Raw genomic sequence first — 19,181 nt, 5'->3', positions numbered from 1 at the left:
GCGGTTCACCGGGCGTCCGCCCGGCTGGTCCGGCGGACGTGCCGCCACGTGAGCAGCGGGACGAGCAGCATGCCGCAGGCGTTGAGCACCGCGATCGTCCAGTAGAGGGCCGACGGATCCTGCTGGGTCCGGGCCAGCGCGCTGCCGACGACGACCATGCCCCCGAAGTACGGCACGTTCAGCAGCAGCGCGATCAGGCCCCCGCCGACCTGTTCGAGAAGGAGCAGCGTCATCACGTTCAGGCCCAGACCGATGTAGGTCAGGCCGACGATCCCCAGGAACCGTGCGGTCTCCGACGCGACAGCCGGGTCACCTGCCAGCAGCGCGGCCAGGGGCTCCCGGCCCAACCAGATCGCGGCCGCGAGCACCGCGTACACGGCGGCGGTCAGGCGCAGTCCGGCCGCGAACACCGCCGGCCCTTCGCCGGGCCGCCCCGCGCCCCGCAGCTGGTTGAGCACGATCGCGGTCGCCGAACCGAGCGCCGAGGCGGGCACGATGAGCAGGTTCTGCAGCGCGCCGGCCGCCGAGTATCCGGACACCACGTCCGGCCCGAACGGGCTGAGCGCCCACAGCAGGCCCGCGTTCGCCACGGCCATCACCACGAACGACACGGTGACCGGCAGCCCGGTACCGGTCAGTCGCCCGATCGCCTCCGGCCGCCAGGTCAGCGGCCCGCTCGCCGTCCAGAGTCCGCAGCGGTACACCTGCACCATGCCGACGGTCAGCGCGGCCACGCCGCCGATCGCGATCGCGACGGGAAGCGCGTACACGCCGAGGTCGGTGCCGAAGCCCAGGACCGCGACGCCGCCCACCTCCAGGACCGCGCCGGTCAGCACCACGGCCGCCGCGGAGCCCGGCCGGCCGTAACCGCGCAGGCTCGACGAGAGCAGCACGGTCGGGAAGAAGATCAGGTTGGCCAGGCAGGCCCAGCGGGTGAAGGCGACGAATTCCCCCACCGACGCGTCCGGGACGTTCAGCAGCGCCGCCAGCCAGGGTGCCGCCAGGATCAGTACGAGGCTGACGGTGCCCCAGACGGCCACGCCGACGCGGGCCATGCTGGCGGCGACCGGGAGGACGTCCCTGGCCCGGCCGGCGCCGCGGCTCACCGACGCGGAGACCTGGTTGCTCACGTCGAAGCCCACCTGGAGGGCGGCGAAGAGCAGCGCCAACGGCACGTAGAGGGAGCGCACGTACATCGCCTCGACGCTGATCCGGGCCATCAGCGCGATCACCACCACCGGCACCAGGACACCGGCCGTCTCGCCGAGTGCGATCGTGGCGGCGAGGCGGCGGATCCGGGCGGCGCCGTCCCAGACGATCGTGGTCGGTGCTTCGGTGGTGCTCACGACGGTGCCACCGCCGCCGAGCCGGTAGTCGGACGTTCGGGCATGACCCACCCCCATGTCGGGCTCGCGGAGACGCACCGACCATAGATACGCGCGAATCAGGCCCACAAGCTGCCCAAAGGGCTATGCCCAGGAGGTGTCCGGTCGGCCTACAACCGTTCCGGGGTACGGATGCCGAGCAGGTCCAGGCCCTGCCGCAGGACCCGCCCGGTCAGCTCGCACAACACCAGCCGGCTGTCCCGTAGCGGACCCTCGGCCCGCAGCACCGGGCAGCGTTCGTAGAACGCGCTGAACGCGACCGCCAGCCGGTGCAGGTAGGCGGTCAGCCGGTGGAACTCCAGGGTGCCGGCCACCTCATCGACCACCGCGGCGAAGCCGACCAGCTCGATGGCGAGCGCCCGCTCGGCCGGCTCGGCGAGCGAGACGTCCGCGTCCGGCCGCGCCGCCGCGCCGGCCCGCCGGAAGATCGACCGGACCCGGGAGTACGCGTACTGGAGGTACGGCGCCGTGTTCCCGTCCAGCGACAGCATCCGCTCCCAGTCCAGCACGTAGTCCTTGTGCCGGTCGCCGGACAGGTCGGCGTACTTGATCGCGCCGATGCCCACCGCGCGCCCCACAGCGGCGGCCTCCGCCTCGCCGAGCTCCGGATTGCGTTTCCGGGCCAGCGCGGTGGCCCGTTCCACCGCCTCGGTGAGCAGCCCGACCAGCTTCACCGACCCGCCGGCCCGGCTGCGCAGCATCCGCCCGTCCGGGCCGAGGATCGAGCCGAACCCGACGTGCTCGGCCCGTGCCGGCGCGGCCAGCCAGCCGGCCTGCGCGCCGACCGCGAACACCATCTCGAAGTGCCGCCGCTGCGGCAGCCCGACCACGTAGAGCAGCCGGGTCGCGCCGAGCGTGCCGGTCCGGTGCCGCAGCGCGGCCAGGTCGGTGGCCGGGTAGCCGTACCCGCCGTCGGACTTGCGCACGATCAGCGGCAACGGCTCGCCGTCCCGGCCCACGGAACCGGGCGGGAACACGCAGTCCGCGCCGTCGCTGCGCCGCAGCAGCCCGAGCCGGTCCAGCTCGTCAACGGTCGGCGCGAGCTGGTCGTGGTAGCTGCTCTCGCCCCGGAAGTCGTCGCCGGTCAGCGTCACGTCGAGCAGGTCGTACACGGTCAGGAAGTAGCTCTCCGACTGCGTCACCAGCAGCCGCCACAGCCGCAGCGTCGCCGGGTCACCGCCCTGCAACGCCACCACCCGCTGCCGCGACCGCTCCCGGAACGCCTCGTCGTCGTCGAACTTCACCCGCGCCGCCTTGTAGAACCCGTCCAGGTCACCCATGGACAGCTCCTGCGCCGCGCCGGCCCCGCCCAGGTCGAGCAGGTGCTCGATCAACATGCCGAACGGTGTGCCCCAGTCGCCGAGGTGGTTGGCGCGCAGCACCCGGTGCCCGAGCCACTCCAACGTTCGTGCCGCCGCGTCCCCGATCACCGTCGACCGCAGGTGTCCGACGTGCATCTCCTTCGCCACGTTCGGCCCCGAGTAGTCGACCACCACCGTCTCCGGCTCGGCCACCACGGGCACGCCGAGCCGCGGGTCGGCGGCCAGCGCGGAGACCATTCCGCCGAGCGCGTGCCCGGCCACCGTGAGGTTCAGGAAACCCGGACCGGACACCTCGACTGCCGTGCAGACGTCGGCCAGCCCCGCGCGCTCCCGTACCTCCGCGGCGATGTCCCGCGGCGGACGGCCGAGCCGCCGGGCCAGGCCCAGCGCCGCGTCGGACTGGAAGTCCGCGTGCTGCGAGCGCCGCACGGCCGGGTCCACCGGCACGCCGGCGACCGCCGCGAACGCCGGCGCCAGCCGGTCGGTGAGCAACCTTTCAAGATTCATGAGTACGCCGATCTCGCTGTGGATCCGCCGCGCGGATCACCTGACGGGAACGCGACGGCGGAGCGAGGGCGATCGATGACGACCGGCGGCTCGATCCGCCGGTCGCAGGAGGGGAAGGCTCAGCGCAGGCGGTCGCGGGACCGCCGGCGTCGCAGCGCGCCGAGCCGGACGTCGGAGGACGTCATCGGGTACGCGTGCGAGCTGGCCATGTCGGCAGCGTAACCGGCCGGTCCGGGGTCGGCGCAAGCGCGTACCCCGGACCGGCTCGTCGTCAGGCCGAGGTGGCGACGGCCTTGCGGTAGCGCTCGGCCCGGCGCCGCACCTGGGTGTACGCGCTGCTCAGGCCCATCGCCCGGCGGACCTCGACGAGCGTGCGGCGCACCTGCTCGCGGGTCCGTTCGGTGCCGGTGACGATCAGCTCGTCGACCAGGCCGGGCTGCGCCTCGAAGCGGGCCCGGCGCTCCCGGATCGGGTCCAGGAACCGGTTGAGCGCGGTCGCCAGCGCCTCCTTCACCTCGACGTCACCGACCCGGCCGGCCCGGTAGCGGGCCTTGAAGTCCGCCACCCGCGCCCGGTCCGGGTTGAAGATGTCGTGGTACTCGAAGACCGGGTTCCCCTCGACCGTGCCGGGCACGTCGGCGCGGACCCGGTTCGGGTCGGTGTACATCCCCATCACCTTGCGGCGCACCGTCGCCGCGTCGTCGGAGAGCGCGATCGCGTTCCCCTTGCTCTTGCTCATCTTCCCGGCGCCGTCGGTCCCCACCAGCGTGGGCGTCTCCGACATGATCATGTCGGGTACCGGGAAGACCTCGCCGTAGAGGTGGTTGAACCGCCGGGCGATCTCCCGCGTCACCTCGACGTGCGCGGCGTTGTCCTTCCCGACCGGCACGACCTGCCCCTTGACGCAGAGGATGTCGGCGGCCTGGAGGACCGGGTAGCCGAGCAGGCCGTACGGCATCTCGTCCTTGCCGGCGTCCCGGGTCATCTCCTTCAGCGACGGCACCCGTTCCAGCCGGGGCACCGTGATGAGGTTCTGGAACAGCGTGTTCAGGTCGCCGACCTCGGGGATCGCCGACTGGAGGTAGAACGTCGCCCGTTCCGGCTCCACCCCGGCAGCCAGGATGTCGGTGACCATCTCGCGGGCGTTGTGCGCGACCTGCTCGATGTCCGCGCGGCTGTTGCGCGTGGTGAGCATGTGCAGGTCCGCGATGATGAAGAAGCTCTCGTAGCGCTGGTGCAACCGCACCCGGTTGGCGATGCTGCCCACGTAGTGGCCGAGGTGCAGCCGGCCGGTCGGGCGGTCGCCGGTGAGCATGCGTGCAGAGGACATGGTCGTACGCCTTTCGTGCCGTTCGATGACGGGGAGACGCGACCCGGGTGTCACCCAGGTCGGTGGAGCGGGCTCGTCAGAACGAGCGCCGCCATCGCCCGCCGGCGCGGAAACGGAGTCCGCCGGCACGGAGTACGTCGAGGATCTGCTCCCGGCCGTCGACAGCGTGGCCCCGGAGACCGCTACGGGTCTCCGGGAGGCAGCTGCGCGACCGGACCATGACTGACACGGTAACCGCTCACCGGCCTGCGCCGCTGCCTCCTGCCACGCTTACTACTGTCGATAGCTCTCCGTGTAGTAGCTGCCGACCTGCTCCCGGTACTCCGGGTGCGCGAAGTGGTCCGCGTCGAACGCCGGCGACTCCTTCACCTGCTCCCGGGTGCGGTCCACGTGGACGACGCGGTCCAGGTGATCGACCTGCGCCACCGTGCCGGCCGGCAGCAGCACCTTCTTGCCGAAGATCCACGGACCGGTGTCCACCACCAGGTACCGCGCGTCCGCGTCCTCGCTCGTCTCGTCGATGGAGCCGATCCGGCCGTCCGTCGCCTCCACCCGGTAGCCGGTGAGGTCGATCGGCGTACCCGGGCCGGGGGCGTCCGGGCCGTCGTCCGCCTCGCCGGTGCGCTGTTCCGGCACGTCCCCGGGCCGGGTCTGGTCGTACCCACCGGCCAGGGCGGACGGATCCCGCCACGTCCACGGGTTGAACGGCTGCATTGGTGGCACCTCCGTCGAATCGGCTCGGCGGAATCAGTGCCCCAGCGGCGGGAACGGAAACGCCTGCCGCGCCGACCGCTGGCCTGACCTGGGCGGACGGCGCGCTGGCATACTGGCCGACCATGGTCCTGTCACGTGGTTGGTCGCTGTTCCTGGTCGCCGTCGGAGTCTGGACGTGGGCGATCTGGCCGAGGTTCGCGGTCGCCATCTGGAACGACGAGCGCGCCTGGTCGGCCGGCGTCGTCGGCGAGGGCAGCCCGACGAGCTTCCTCTGGGTGCACGCCCTGCTGATCGCGGCGTCCCTGGCCATCGGCACGACTGTGGGCGTCCTGGGCATCCGCGCCTACCGCGCCGCCCTCGCCGCCCGCCGCCCGCGAACTCCTTGATCGTGAGCGCTGCGGACGGGTGTGACGCGCGCCGCTACCCCTCGATTTGACGTTCAAACCCGCAGACGCGTAACTTTCTCTCTGCCAGCGCGGAACGGGGCAAACGGGACGAAAGCCCGGGAGTACCGAACAGCGCTGGTACCGGGTCCGACCGAGACTGAGGTCTTGCGAGGACACGGTCCGGGCGAGGCCCGCCGAAACGCCGCAGGGCGGATTTGGCGGAGCGGAACCGACCGGGTAAGGTTGTCGACCGGCAGGGCACCGGGCGAGCTAGCGGGAAACCGCAGCGGCCGGCCTGCCAAATCCGATGATCATCGCAGTGGGTGACTGCTGCGCGTGCTCAGCGGCGCCGACCCGTACGAAGCATGACAGACCGGGACACACGGTTTGACACGGCAGAGACGGTGAGGTAACGTAGTAAAAGTGCCCGGCGCGAGAGCGGCGGGTGGTTGAACGAAATGCCCCGGCTGGGGTTCCACGGTTGTGGGGCTTCTGGTTGGTGTGTGGTTGTTCTTTGAGAACTCAACAGGGTGCTTGTAAAGCCAGTGCCAATTGTTTTATACCCCGGATTGGTCAGGCCTTTTGGTTTGGAGGCGTTAATAGGGGGCCCTTCCTTACGCGCGGGCCACATGGMGTGGGGCTGTGGGTTGTGGGTTGGTTGTTTGTTGAGAATTGCACAGTGGACGCGAGCATCTTTGTGGTCAAGTTGTCAAGGGCGAACGGTGGATGCCTTGGCACCAGGAGCCGATGAAGGACGTGGGAGGCCGCGATAGGCCTGGGGGAGCTGTCAACCGAGCTGTGATCCCAGGGTGTCCGAATGGGGAAACCCGGCATCAGTCATGTGATGTCACCCGCACCTGAACACATAGGGTGTGTGGGGGGAACGCGGGGAAGTGAAACATCTCAGTACCCGTAGGAAGAGAAAACAAATAGTGATTCCGTGAGTAGTGGCGAGCGAAAGCGGATTGAGGCTAAACCGGCGGCGTGTGATACCTGTCAGGGGTTGCGTCGTCGGGGTTGTGGGACCCCGCTGAGTGTGCTGACACGCACTCGAGGAGTTACAAAGCTAGTGGCTAGTCGAACAGTCTGGAATGGCTGACCGTAGACGGTGATAGTCCGGTAGGTGAAAGTTGCTGGTCTTCTGTGGGTGTTCCCGAGTAGCGGCGGACTCCTGAAATCTGCCGTGAATCTGCCAGGACCACCTGGTAAGCCTAAATACTTCCTGGTGACCGATAGCGGACGAGTACCGTGAGGGAATGGTGAAAAGTACCCCGGGAGGGGAGTGAAATAGTACCTGAAACCGTTCGCCTACAATCCGTCGGAGCCTTGCGGGGTGACGGCGTGCCTTTTGAAGAATGAGCCTGCGAGTTAGTGGCATGTGGCGAGGTTAACCCGTGTGGGGGAGCCGTAGCGAAAGCGAGTCTGAATAGGGCGTTTTCAGTCGCATGCTCTAGACCCGAAGCGGAGTGATCTAGCCATGGGCAGGCTGAAGCGCGGGTAAGACCGCGTGGAGGGCCGAACCCACCAACGTTGAAAAGTTGGGGGATGACCTGTGGTTAGGGGTGAAAGGCCAATCAAACTCCGTGATAGCTGGTTCTCCCCGAAATGCATTTAGGTGCAGCGTCGCGTGTTTCTTGCCGGAGGTAGAGCACTGGATGGTCTAGGGGGCCCACAAGCTTACCGAAATCAGCCAAACTCCGAATGCCGGTAAGTGAGAGCGCGGCAGTGAGACTGCGGGGGATAAGCTTCGTAGTCGAGAGGGAAACAGCCCAGATCACCAGCTAAGGCCCCTAAGCGTGTGCTAAGTGGAAAAGGATGTGGGGTCGCATAGACAACCAGGAGGTTGGCTTAGAAGCAGCCACCCTTTAAAGAGTGCGTAATAGCTCACTGGTCAAGTGGTTCCGCGCCGACAATGTAGCGGGGCTCAAGCACACCGCCGAAGCTGTGGCATTCACATATTAACTTCGTGCCTCCTTGATGGGGTATGCAGGTGTGTGGATGGGTAGGGGAGCGTCGTGCCGGGGGTGAAGCAGCGGGGTGACCCAGTTGTGGACGCGGCACGAGTGAGAATGCAGGCATGAGTAGCGAAAGAAGGGTGAGAAACCCTTCCGCCGGATGACCAAGGGTTCCAGGGCCAGGCTAATCCGCCCTGGGTGAGTCGGGACCTAAGGCGAGGCCGAGAGGCGTAGTCGATGGACAACGGGTTGATATTCCCGTACCCGCGAAAGAGCGACCCTGACGAACCTCGTTGTGCTAACCACCCGAACTGCCGGCGGTCTTCGGACCAATGGTGGGGAGCGTGGGAACCTGGCGGGTAGTAGTCAAGCGATGGGGTGACGCAGGAAGGTAGCTGAGCCCGGCCGGTGGTTGTGCCGGGGTAAGCGTGTAGGCCGGCGTGTAGGCAAATCCGCACGCCACATGGGCTGAGACGTGATGCCGAGCCGATTCAGGTGAAGTCAGTGATCCTATGCTGCCGAGAAAAGCCTCTAGCGAGTTCTTAGCGGCCCGTACCCCAAACCGACACAGGTGGTCAGGTAGAGAATACCGAGGCGATCGGGCGAACTGTGGTTAAGGAACTCGGCAAATTGCCCCCGTAACTTAGGGAGAAGGGGGGCCGGAGACGTGAAGCCCCGCGCGGGTGGAGCGTTGTATGGCCGCAGAGAGCAGGGGGAAGCGACTGTTTACTAAAAACACAGGTCCATGCGAAGAAGTAATTCGATGTATATGGACTGACGCCTGCCCGGTGCTGGAACGTTAAGGGGACCTGTTAGCTCTCACGAGCGAAGCGGAGAACTTAAGCGCCAGTAAACGGCGGTGGTAACTATAACCATCCTAAGGTAGCGAAATTCCTTGTCGGGTAAGTTCCGACCTGCACGAATGGCGTAACGACTTCCCCACTGTCTCAACCACAGGCCCGGCGAAATTGCATTACGAGTAAAGATGCTCGTTACGCGCGGCAGGACGGAAAGACCCCGGGACCTTTACTATAGCTTGACATTGGTATCTGAATTAGCTTGTGTAGGATAGGTGGGAGCCGGTGAAGTCCATACGCCAGTATGGGTGGAGGCAATCTTGAAATACCACTCTGGTTGATTTGGGTATCTAACTTCGGACCGTTATCCGGTTCAGGGACAGTGTCTGGTGGGTAGTTTAACTGGGGCGGTTGCCTCCTAAAGGGTAACGGAGGCGCCCAAAGGTTCCCTCAGCCTGGTTGGCAATCAGGTGTTGAGTGCAAGTGCACAAGGGAGCTTGACTGTGAGACTGACAGGTCGAGCAGGGACGAAAGTCGGGACTAGTGATCCGGCACTGGCATGTGGAAGCGGTGTCGCTCAACGGATAAAAGGTACCCCGGGGATAACAGGCTGATCTTCCCCAAGAGTCCATATCGACGGGATGGTTTGGCACCTCGATGTCGGCTCGTCGCATCCTGGGGCTGTAGCAGGTCCCAAGGGTTGGGCTGTTCGCCCATTAAAGCGGTACGCGAGCTGGGTTTAGAACGTCGTGAGACAGTTCGGTCCCTATCCGCCGTGCGCGTAGGATACTTGAGAAGGGCTGTCCCTAGTACGAGAGGACCGGGACGGACGAACCTCTGGTGTGCCAGTTGTCCCGCCAGGGGCACGGCTGGTTAGCTACGTTCGGAAGGGATAACCGCTGAAAGCATCTAAGCGGGAAGCTCGCTTCAAGATGAGGTATCCCACCCACTTTGTGGGGTAAGGCCCCCAGCTAGACGACTGGGTTGATAGGCCGGAAATGTAAGCCCGGTAACGGGTTCAGTTGACCGGTACTAATAGGCCGAGGACTTGACTACCAAGCTGCTACGCGTCCACTGTGCAACTCTGAACAAACGATCACCCACCAGTGGGTTGGTTGACATGTTCATAGAGTTACGGCGGTCATGGCGGAGGGGAAACGCCCGGTAACATTCCGAACCCGGAAGCTAAGCCCTCCAGCGCCGATGGTACTGCACTCGGGAGGGTGTGGGAGAGTAGGACACCGCCGGACAATCTTTCAATTCAGGGCCACCCCTACCGGGGTGGCCCTGAATTGCGTTCTCCCCCGGAATCACCACGCCGGGCCGCCTCCGTCTCGTACCGTCGAGCCGGGACCGTCGACGCACGTCCGCCCGCCGGCTCGGTGGCGCGAAACGTGACGTGCCGTACGCCGGGACCGTGATCGGGTCCGACCGCACGGGGTACAGGAGTGGGCATGGAGATCGGAATCATCGGGTCGGGGCACATCGGGGGCACCCTCACCCGTCGTCTGCGTTCACTCGGTCACGACGTCGCGGTGGCCAACTCCCGCGGGCCACAGAGCCTGTCCGACCTGGCCGCCGAGACCGGCGCCCGGGCGGTGTCGGTGGAGGAGGCCGTGCAGGGCGCCGAGCTGGTGGTCATCGCGATCCCGCTGAAGGCGGTGCCGCAGCTCCCCGCGGCGCTGTTCGACGGCAAGCTCGTGGTCGACGCCAACAACTACTACCCCCAGCGGGACGGCGACATCGCCGAGCTGCTCGACCGTAGCCTCAGCTCCAGCCGCTGGACCGCCGACCACCTCAAGGGCGCCCGGGTGGTGAAGGTCTTCAACAACATCCAGGCCGCGCACCTGATGGACGAGGGCAAGCCGGCGGGCACGGCGGGCCGGATCGCGCTGCCGGTGGCCGGCGACGACGCGGACGCCAAGCGGATCGTCATGGGCCTGGTGGACGAGCTGGGCTTCGACCCGGTCGACGCGGGCACGCTGGACGAGAGCTGGCGGCAGCAGCCGGACACGCCCGTCTACGGCACTGACCGGGACGCCGACGGCGTACGCGAAGGGCTGGCCGCCGCGCGGCCGTGACAAGCATGGAAGAGGCCCCGCCGGATGCGTCCGGCGGGGCCTCTCGGCGTTCGGTGGATCAGTCGTCGCCGCCCGGCGTCGGGGCGCAGATGAAGCGCGGCTCGGCATCGTAGCGCCAGCTGAACTTCTCCCGCTTGAACACCTTGCCGTCCTTCTTGATGACCCGGTACGCGTCCTGGGCGAACCCGACGCTGCCGGTCGCGGCGATGCAGCTCGGCCCCGGCGTCAAGTAGACCGTCTTCGGCTGGGTGATGTTGCGGCGCGGGCCGTACTCGGTCTTCACGCTGTCGTAGATCTTGGTGCTCCAGATCGAGACCGTGATCGAGCTGGACGTGTACGACGTGTCGATCAGGACGCCGTAGGGCGTGTTGTTACGGAACTTGAAGTCGAGCTGCGGCCAGTAGATGGTCGACTCGATCACCGCCGGGTAGCGGCTGAAGTAGAACGAGTGCGGCTTGTGCTCGACGTCCTCCAGCCCGGCGTAGTAGGTGGCGTTGAACAGCGTGGTGGTGAACTGGGAGACGCCACCGCCGACACCCGGCACCAGCTTGCCGCCGACGATCGTCGGCGCGTCCTTGTAGCCCTGGTCGTAGCCGCGTTCGCCGGTGTGCCCGTTGAGCGAGAACGTCTCGCCCGGCTTGACCAGCGCGCCGTCCACGTCCTTCGCGGCGCGGACGATGTTCTGGCTGCGCGGCGACGAGAGACCGCCGGTGAAGTTGGTGGTGAAGCTCGACACCCGCTCCTTGATGCCGAGCTTCGCCAGCTCCGCCTCGGTCAGCTCGGGGGCGGCCGGCTTCAGCTCGGCGGTCACCGTACGGCCCTCGGTCTTCGGGAGCACCGCGAGCAGCGCCGGGCCGAGCGCGGCGGCGTCGACCTGGCGTCCGGCCTTGCTGGGCAGCACCTTCGGCTTGCCGCCGCTGATCGTCAGCCCGGCGTCCCGCGGCTCGACCTCGAGCTTGGTCAGCTGGTCCCCGAGCGCGGTACGCAGCCGCTTGACGTCGACCTTCGGGGTGAGCGTGCCGGCGTCGTCGGCGGAGAAGCGCAGCGAGCGGGCGATGGCAGCGGGCGGGATGGTGACCGAGCCACCGTCGGTGGTGAGCGTGACCGGCGCGGCCACCGCGGGCCGGGCCAGCTCGGCGACGAGGCGGTCCACCTCCTCCCGGGTGGTCGCCGGCCACTTCTCGACGAGCGGCACGGTGACCGGCTCGGCGGCCAGCCACCCGGCCTTCACCACCGCCGTGGCGCCGTCGGTGTCGATCGTCAGCGCGGGCTTCGGGTAGACCGGCTTCGGTGTGGTGCCGGTCCAGATGATCGCCGGCATGGTCATCTCACGCCCCTGCGCGCCCATCACCTTGCGGAGGGCCGCACCCAGCTTGGCCTGGTCGACGGTGACCACCGGCTCGACCGCACGGGAGCCGACGAGCCGGCTCACCGCGTGCGCGTCGGCCTCGGCGGCGGCGGCCACCGTGGCGTCCACGTCGATGGCGAGCCCCACCTCGGACGGCTTCAGCTCGGCCTTGTTCTCACCCACGACGACCGGGAGCGGGGCGTTGAGCGTGTCAGCCCGGCGTTCCAGCTCGGCGCGGAGCGCCTGGGCGGCGTCCGCCTTGCTCCGCCCGCCCAGCTCGGTGCCGAGCACCGTGGTGCCGCGGGGCACGTCGCCGGCGTACGCGTAGGCGCCCAGGCCGACACCGCCGGCGAGCACGGCCGCGACGATCCCCCCGGCCAGCAGCAGCCGGGCCCGTCGCGAGCGTGCGGGCTTGGCCGCGCCGCCTCCGGGTGGTGTGGCGACCGGCTCCATCTCGACGCCGGGCCAGCTCACCGCCGCCACCTTGATGGTGGGACGGTCGTCGGCAGCCGGCATCTTCTCGCCGTACATCGTCACTGCAACCTCGATCGGAAGTACACGCGGGGACCGCTTCCCCCGCGGGAGACACCTACGGTAACCAACGCTCGGGCCCGCCGGGAGGGTCCGGCCCGGCGGTCGTGTCGGGTGACCGCCGGTGTCGCACCGATCACCCGTTTCGGGGCCGTGCCGTGGTGCGGAACATGGCACGGTGAGCTGGTGCGGACACAGGATCGGGTGCCGGCGTACGGCGGCGGATGGCTGGACCGGGCGGCGGCGCGGCGCACCGACGCGGACTGGCTGGCCGAGCGGCTGACCGATCCGGCGAGCGTGGTGCTGCCGCTGTGGCGGGACCGCTGCCTGGCCGACGGGGACGGCCCGGTCCGGCTTACCGGGGAGCGCGCGTCGGCCGTCCGGGCCGCCGCGGGCGAGACCGTCTTCCTCGGGCTCGACGGGGACGCCGCCGTGTTCGCCGCGGATCTGTCCGCGCTGGGCGAGCGGGCGGCCGTGGAGGCGGCCGCCGCGACGCGTGCCGTCGACCTGCGGGCGCTGGCCGGCCGGCTCGACCCGGCCGGGGCGGCCGTTCAGGCGTACGCCAGGGGGTTGCTGTCGTGGCACCGGCAGCAGCGATACTGCGGCGCGTGCGGGGCGGCGGCGGTGGCTGGTGCCGGCGGGCACGTCCGGACCTGTGCCGGCGCGGATTGCGGGCGGCTGCTGTTCCCCCGGATCGAGCCGGCCGTCATCGTGCTCGTCGAGGCGCCCGGCCCGCCGGAGCGCTGCCTGCTGGCCCGGCACGCGGGCGCGGCCGAGGGGGCCTATTCGACGCTCGCCGGGTTCGTCGAGGTCGGTGAGAGCCTGGAGGACGCGGTCCACCGGGAGCTGGCGGAGGAGGCGGGGGTGACAGTCACCGGCGTGACCTACCAGGGGTCGCAGGCGTGGCCGTTCCCGGCCGGTCTGATGGTGGCCTTCCGGGCCGTCGCCACCTCCGAGCAGGTCCGCGTCGACGGGGTGGAGCTGCTGGAGGCGCGCTGGTTCACCCGGGCGGAGCTGCGGGAGCGGATCGCGTCCGGTCGGACGCTGGGCCGGGTGGACTCGATCGATCACCTGTTGCTGGGTGACTGGCTGTCCGCCGACGCGCCGGCACGGCCATCAGCAGTGTCGTGACCGCGGCGGTGGCGAGGGCCGCGACGACGAGACCGCCGACGGTACGCGGGCGCACGATCGCGGCGACTGTCACCAGCGCGGCGGTGCCGAACCACAGCGGCGCCGCCGCCCACCTGACGCCTCCGGCGAGGCGGTCGTTGAGCAGCACGAACGTCACCGCGTAGAGCGCGCCGACGGCGGCGAACAGCGGCGCGTACCGGCCGAGCGCCGTGTAGTCGGGTCCGCCGACGAGCCGGAAGGCCAGCCCGCCGGCGACAGCCGACGCGCCCACCAGGACCAGACCGCAGGCAGCGGTCACCGCGAGCGCGACGGTGCGGCTGCGGCGGTCCCCGCGGGCCAGGCGCGGCAGCGCCAGGACGGCGGCGACCTGCGGCGCCCAGAGCGCGCCCTTGGTCAGGACGGTCCCCACCGAGTACGCCCCGGAGCCCGAGGGCGGCAGCAGTTGCCGGGCCAGCAGCAGGTCGGCGTAGGAGACGACGAGCATCGCCAGCGTCGCGCCGCACCCGGCGGTCACCTGGGCGACGGTCAGGCGCGGGATGGCCGAGGGACGCCGGGGCGTACCGGTGAGCCAGGCCAGCGCCGGTGGCGCCAGCGCGGCGGTGAGCGCACCGATCCCGAGTGCGCCGGTCAGGCCCGCGCCGAGCAGCAGCCCCACGATCACCCCGCCGTAGCGGGCGGCGGCCAGCAGCGCCATCGCGGTGGCGAGCCGCAGGAAGCGCTGACCGCCCTGCAGTTCGCCGAGCGAACGCGACGAGAGCACCACCGAGGCGGTGGTGACCGCCAGCAGCGCCGGTACCACAGTCGGCAGGTCCAGCGCGGCGACCAGGACCGGCGTCGCCACCAGCAGCGCCCCCGCGCAGAGGGCGGCGGTCAGCACGGTGAGCCGCCTGGTGTCGGACGGGCCGTGCCGGGCGTGGTGTACCGCGACCGCGAGTTGCAGGCCGAGCCCCGGCACACCGGCGATGGCGACCAGGCCGAGGGCGGTGGCGAGCGCGCCGAGGTCGTCCGCGTCGAGCTTCCGGGCGGCGAGCACCGGCACCAGGTAGGCCAGGCCGTTCACCAGGACCCCGGCGAGCGTGACGGCGACGCCCGCCGCCCCCAGCCCGGTCCTCCGGCCGCCCGCCGGCTCGGGGCCCGGCCGGACCTCGCTCACGTGATCTCCGAGACGCGGGATGCCGGTCCGCCGTCCGGTCCCGGCGCGGCATCCGGCCCCGGCCGCCCGTCCGAGTCGGGCTCGGTGCGACCGTCCAGATCCGCATCCCGGTCCGGCTCCGGCTCGGCGTCGAGGTCCGGCGCTCGATCAGGATCCGCGCCCGGGTCGATGTGGGCGGTGGGAGCCGCGACGGCCCCGGCGAGGGCGGGGACGGGCGTCGGCTGCCCGGCCGGCTCCGGCACCCGGGGGGCCAGCACGGTCACGGCCGCCGCCGAGGCCGGGCTGATCCGGCGTACGGGTCGTCGGCGGGCGGTCGTGGAGAGCCAGAGCGCACCCAGCGCGGCGACGGTCACGAGTTGCGGCAGCGCGTCGGTGTGCCTGTCGCCCGATTCCAGGTAGATCCATCCGGCGAGCACCACGAGCGCGCCGGGGAGCCACGTCTCGACGGCCCGGGCGATCCTCCTGACCCGCCGGGGGTCACCGGTCCAGGGCAGGCGGCGCGGCCCGGGTACGGCGAGCATGAAGCCCGCCGCGACCAGCAGTGCGCCGAGCAGACCGCTGTGGAGCACGAGCGCGGCGGCGCCGACTGCCAGCAGCGGCAGCGAGCGGGTGAGCCGCCGCCGGGCCGCCGGTGCGACGACGACCGCGCGATCCCCGGCGGGCCGGCGATCGGGCAGCACCGCGAGCAGCACCACCACCGCCAGCAGGACACCGCCGAGCAGCAGACCCATCCGGTACGGGGTGTCCGGCGTGAAGCGCAGCACCACGTCCCCGGAGACCCCGGCGGGAAGGATCCAGCCCTGCTGCCAGCCGTCCACCACGAGCGGGGTGAGCGTCGTGCCGCCGATGGTCGCCTGCCAGCCGGTGTTTGTGTTCTCCCGGACCGCGAGCACCCGGTCGACGGAGTGCTCGGACACCCGTACCCGACGCTCGGTGGCCGACCAGGAACCCACCTCGATGTCGCCGGCGGTGGCCGCCGCGGCGGGCGTCGCGGTCCGTGGCGTCAGTGCGACGCGGGTGGCGGTGGCGAGCGTGCTCGCGGTGGTGACGAGGCGGTGCTCGCCGCTGCCCAGGTCGAGCTGCTCGGGCGTGGTACGGCCGCAGGCGGTGACCGGCATCTCGCGCAGTTCCAGCAGGTCGCGGACGGTGCCGGTGAGCGTGGTGGTGATCCGGGACGAACCGACCTGGAGCGTCGGGCCGGAACCGCAGGCCAGCTTCAGCGGCGTCTCCGGGCGGGGTGCGACAGTGGTCCCGAGGGGCAGCACCGTCACCTCGCCGACGGCGATGGGCAGCGGCTCGGGCAGGCGCAGGCCGTACGGGTCGGTGCTGGTCGCGGACGGCTTGTCGAGGAACTGGATGGTGATGGAGTCGGTCCGCATCGGCGGGTCGAGCGTGAGCACGCCGTCGTTGGTGAGCAGGTTGCTGCGGAACCCGTCGTTGCCGACCACCCGGACGCTGCCGAGCCGGGTGGCGGCGGTCCCCTCCTCGACGGTGAACCGGATCTTGCTGATGACCTGCGGTTCGAGCCAGGTGAGGCGCAGGATCGGCGCCTCGTCGTTGAGCGCCGGTGACCAGGTCGTGGCCGGGTCGCCGTCGAGGACCGCGCCGGGCCGGCCGGCCGGGTCGGGTACCGCCGTCGAGGACGCGGTGACCTGCGGCGCGAGGCGCAACGGCTGGGCGTCGGCGACCAGCTTGTCCAGGGCGGCGTTCAGCTCCGGGCCGGGGGTCGGCCGGGCCCACAGCTTCGCGTCGTACGTCCCGGCCATCGGCAGCGTGAAGGTGCGGTCGATGGTGGAGGCGTCCTCCGAGCCGCGGATCGCGTCGGTGGAGCAGCGCGGCCGGCCGTCGACGGTGAAACAGGCGGGCGTGGACGGGGCCGCCGACACGACCACGCCGGCGGGCTGGTCGGTGGCGGGGGCGGCGGGCAGCTGGAGCGTCCGGCCGGTCTGTACGCCAGGAATCTTGATCTCGGTGATGCCGACCGACTTGTCACCGAACGGGCGCAGGTCGAACGCGGCGTCCACGGAGACCTCGACCTTGCGGGTGGCATGCACGCCGGGCAGCTCGAAGACCATGTGGTCGCCGAACTGCTCGACGGTGCGGCTCTCGTACCCGGCGGTCACGGTGACCGTGGTGGGCAGGGCGTCGGCCTTCAGGTCGAACCACACCTCCACCCGGGTGACCCGGGTCGGGTTCGCCAGGTTCACCTCGATCCACTGCCTGTCGCTGCGCGAGTGTGGCGCCGACCGCCAGGACGTGGCGGTGTTCCCGTCCATCGCCGCGTACGGCTGGTATTCGGGCCGGGTGCCGCCGGTCGCGTCGATCTGGGAGCGGGCGGACGAGGCACGGATCCCGCTGATGCCCTCGAAACGCGCGACCGTCGACCACTCCGGCCCCCAGTCGGGCAGGTAGTCGTGCGCGGGCGCGGACACCGCGAAGGTGTCGTCGGCGGTGAGCGTCTGGGAGGAGTTGTCGCGCAACCGGCCGAACGAGACGTCGCGCCGGCGCAGCCCGTCGGTCATCACGACCCGCCCGCTGGTCTCGCCGGCCTTCACGTCGCCGGCCAGGACCGTGGGCGCGGCGCTGAGCTGGCCCGAGGCGGCCAGCTCGAGCAGCGACTCGGGACCGCCGACGACTGTGGTCACGTCGTCGCGGTCGTACGCGACCACCGGCTGGACGGGCCGGTCCACCCGGTACACCTCAAGCGCCCGTCCGGGCACGTCCAGGCCCTGGTCGCGGAACTCGTCAGGGGTGTCGGAGCCACCGCGTACCGGACCGAAGGACACGACGCGGGTCAGCCCGGGTGAGCGTTCCAGCGCCTGCCGGACGACCGCCGGGCGGGCCGTGTCCGAGCGGCCGTGGTCGAGGTCGGCGCGGAACAGGACGTGGCTGATCCCGGAGCGGGCGAGCAGGTCGGCCAGGCCGGCCGAGCCGGCGCCGGTGGCGAGCGTCGACTCGATCGCGTCGAGCAGCCGGATCGTGGCGGGCGGGGTGAACGGGATGGCGTTGCGGACCGCCCACCGGCTGTCCAGCAGCGGCTGGGCGATCTCGTCGGTGGTGCTGCCCCAGTCGTACGTGGGGAAGCGCGCGCCGGGCACGACGAGCACGCGTCCGCGTCCGGTGTTCGCGTCCAGCCAGTCGGTGGCCTCGTGCCAGTAGCCGGGCACGTCCTTGACCGCGCCCGGGGTGGCGAGGCCACCGGCGAGCGCCGGTGAGGCGACGCCCGCGACCGCGACCATCGCGGTGCCGGCGGTGAGCCAGGCTCGGGCCGTGGCGCGGCCACGACGCTGCTCGGGCGCGGTCCGGGCGGCGCGTACGGCGAGGCTGACCAGGTGCGCCAGGCCGAGCGCCAGCGGCAGGCGCAGCAGCACGTCGAACTTGTGCACGTTGCGCAGCGGGGCGCCGATGCCGTCGAGGAACTGCTGCTGCGGCCCGGCGAGGATGTTCGGCAGGTCGCCGGTGTGCCCGAGTCCGACGAGCGCGACGCCGACCAGCAGACCGGTGATGAGGAACCGGCGGTGCGGCATCCCGCGCCGGGACAGGCCGAGCACCCCGAGCGCGGCCACCGCCAGGGTGGCCACCACGAGCAGCGTGTCGTTGGCCAGCCGGGCACCGGCCGGGATGTTCGCGCCGAACGGGGAGGCCAGGTAGGCGACCCAGTAGGAGGCACCGCGCAGCGTCGTCACCGCGTCGGTGACGCTCGTGGTGTTGCGGGCGGTCTCGATGTAGTCCAGGAACGGCGGGCTGTACCGGCCCAGGACCAGCAGCGGGATCAGCCACCACGCGGTGGCCAGGGCGACCGCGCCGCACCAGGCCGCGAGGGCGGTGACGCGGCGGCGCAACGGCCGGAGCGTGGCGAGCCAGAGCAGGGCGAGCGGCACCACCGCCGCGACGGCTGTGGCGTTGACGCCGCCCGCGCAGGCGACGGCGACCGCCGACCCGGCGACCGCGCGGCGCAGCCGGGCGCCCCGGGCGAGCCCCACGAGCGGGATGAGCACCCACGGCGCGACGGCGCTGGGCCAGGACTCCACCGACGACCAGCCGAGCTGGGTCAGGATGCGCGGCGACAGCGCGAACGCGACACCGGCGATCATCCGGCCGGCGGGGCTGCCGATGCCGAGCCGCCCCGCCAGCCGCACCACACCGAGGTACGCGACGCAGAACAGCAGCGCCCACCAGAGCCGCTGGACGATCCACGGCGCGATGCCCAGTTCCGTCCCGAGCAGGAAGAACGGGCCCATCGGCCAGAGATATCCGTACGCCTGGTTCTGGAGCTGGCCGAACGTGCCGGTGGGATCCCACAGGTGCAGCGAGCGCAGCAGCCACCCCGCCGGATTGACGTTCAGGTCGACCTTCGTGTCCGGTACGACCTGCCCGGGTGCCTGCTGGAAGGCTAGGGCGGTGAGCGCGAGGCAGATCGTCAGGTGCCGGAACCGTCGCGCCGTCTGGCGGGCCCGGCCGGTCTCCCGGGCGGGGGTGTCCGTCCCCGTCGGCGACGTTGTCGTCCCGTCCGCACGCATTTTCGGCTCCCGTCTCCGCCG

9 protein-coding genes, 2 rRNA genes and 1 pseudogene are annotated in these 19,181 nt (G+C 70.4%); 5 read left to right on the top strand and 7 right to left on the bottom strand.

All coding sequences use genetic code 11. From position 1 onward, the window contains the following. Positions 1-5: 5 nt before the first annotated feature. The 4 genes from NMK34_RS29695 to NMK34_RS29680 form a co-directional block, all read right to left on the bottom strand. A complete protein-coding gene (locus tag NMK34_RS29695) occupies positions 6-1,346 on the bottom strand; it encodes an MATE family efflux transporter (RefSeq protein WP_318336075.1) in 1,341 nt (446 codons plus the stop codon). A gap of 149 nt (positions 1,347-1,495) precedes the next feature. Beyond that, the gene (gene argS, locus NMK34_RS29690; protein WP_318336074.1) at positions 1,496-3,214 is read right to left on the bottom strand and encodes an arginine--tRNA ligase; all 1,719 of its coding nucleotides are present in this window, start codon (positions 3,212-3,214) and stop codon (positions 1,496-1,498) included. Positions 3,215-3,485: 271 nt separating this feature from the next. Further along, on the bottom strand, positions 3,486-4,544 hold the full coding sequence (gene trpS / locus NMK34_RS29685; RefSeq protein ID WP_318336073.1) for a tryptophan--tRNA ligase: 1,059 nt from the start codon (positions 4,542-4,544) through the stop codon (positions 3,486-3,488). A 273-nt stretch (positions 4,545-4,817) separates the two neighbouring features. Beyond that, positions 4,818-5,258, bottom strand: coding sequence for a PRC-barrel domain-containing protein (locus tag NMK34_RS29680; protein WP_318336072.1), 441 nt, complete (start codon positions 5,256-5,258; stop codon positions 4,818-4,820). A gap of 122 nt (positions 5,259-5,380) precedes the next feature. Between NMK34_RS29680 and NMK34_RS29675 the strand changes: the two genes are divergently transcribed. The 4 genes from NMK34_RS29675 (at position 5,381) to NMK34_RS29660 (ending at position 10,477) form a co-directional block, all read left to right on the top strand. Further along, a complete protein-coding gene (locus NMK34_RS29675) occupies positions 5,381-5,644 on the top strand; it encodes an SCO4848 family membrane protein (RefSeq protein WP_318336071.1) in 264 nt (87 codons plus the stop codon). Positions 5,645-6,343: 699 nt separating this feature from the next. Continuing rightward, positions 6,344-9,452: ribosomal RNA gene (locus NMK34_RS29670) — 23S ribosomal RNA — on the top strand. Between the two features lie 77 nt (positions 9,453-9,529). Next, positions 9,530-9,646: ribosomal RNA gene (rrf, locus tag NMK34_RS29665) — 5S ribosomal RNA — on the top strand. A 204-nt stretch (positions 9,647-9,850) separates the two neighbouring features. Next, a complete protein-coding gene (locus tag NMK34_RS29660; RefSeq protein ID WP_318336070.1) occupies positions 9,851-10,477 on the top strand; it encodes an NADPH-dependent F420 reductase in 627 nt (208 codons plus the stop codon). Between the two features lie 58 nt (positions 10,478-10,535). Here NMK34_RS29660 and NMK34_RS29655 read toward each other — a convergent pair whose 3' ends face one another. Further along, entirely contained in the window at positions 10,536-12,356 is a 1,821-nt protein-coding gene (locus tag NMK34_RS29655; protein ID WP_318336461.1) for a VanW family protein, read from the bottom strand. A 186-nt stretch (positions 12,357-12,542) separates the two neighbouring features. On the opposite strand from NMK34_RS29655, the pseudogene nudC reads away from it, so the two are divergent. Continuing rightward, positions 12,543-13,466 (top strand): annotated as a pseudogene (gene nudC, locus NMK34_RS29650) (NAD(+) diphosphatase); the annotation flags it as partial. On the opposite strand, the gene NMK34_RS29645 reads toward nudC, so the two are convergent. Further along, positions 13,357-14,661 (bottom strand): lipopolysaccharide biosynthesis protein, encoded by a 1,305-nt coding sequence (locus tag NMK34_RS29645; RefSeq protein WP_412098973.1) that lies wholly within the window; start codon positions 14,659-14,661, stop codon positions 13,357-13,359. The pseudogene nudC and the gene NMK34_RS29645 overlap by 110 nt on opposite strands. Next, positions 14,637-19,160: an alpha-(1->3)-arabinofuranosyltransferase family protein gene (locus NMK34_RS29640; protein WP_318336068.1), complete on the bottom strand. Its 4,524-nt coding sequence runs from the start codon at positions 19,158-19,160 to the stop codon at positions 14,637-14,639. The genes NMK34_RS29645 and NMK34_RS29640 overlap by 25 nt, the downstream gene beginning before the upstream one ends. Between the last annotated feature and the right edge of the window lie 21 nt (positions 19,161-19,181).

It is taken from the genome of Micromonospora sp. BRA006-A, assembly GCF_033433935.1.
In the GTDB taxonomy this organism is placed as follows: Bacteria; Actinomycetota; Actinomycetes; order Mycobacteriales; family Micromonosporaceae; genus Micromonospora; species Micromonospora aurantiaca.
This window is presented reverse-complemented; position numbering and strand designations above follow the sequence as displayed.

What these genes read in the sequence shown, in the direction of transcription:
- NMK34_RS29680 (WP_318336072.1), bottom strand. Translation starts at nt 5,258, where the DNA reads ATGCAGCCGTTCAACCCGTGGACGTGGCGGGATCCGTCCGCCCTGGCC.
- trpS (WP_318336073.1), bottom strand. Translation starts at nt 4,544, where the DNA reads ATGTCCTCTGCACGCATGCTCACCGGCGACCGCCCGACCGGCCGGCTG.
- NMK34_RS29640 (WP_318336068.1), bottom strand. Translation starts at nt 19,160, where the DNA reads ATGCGTGCGGACGGGACGACAACGTCGCCGACGGGGACGGACACCCCC.
- NMK34_RS29655 (WP_318336461.1), bottom strand. Translation starts at nt 12,356, where the DNA reads ATGTACGGCGAGAAGATGCCGGCTGCCGACGACCGTCCCACCATCAAG.
- NMK34_RS29660 (WP_318336070.1), top strand. Translation starts at nt 9,851, where the DNA reads ATGGAGATCGGAATCATCGGGTCGGGGCACATCGGGGGCACCCTCACC.
- NMK34_RS29675 (WP_318336071.1), top strand. Translation starts at nt 5,381, where the DNA reads ATGGTCCTGTCACGTGGTTGGTCGCTGTTCCTGGTCGCCGTCGGAGTC.
- argS (WP_318336074.1), bottom strand. Translation starts at nt 3,214, where the DNA reads ATGAATCTTGAAAGGTTGCTCACCGACCGGCTGGCGCCGGCGTTCGCG.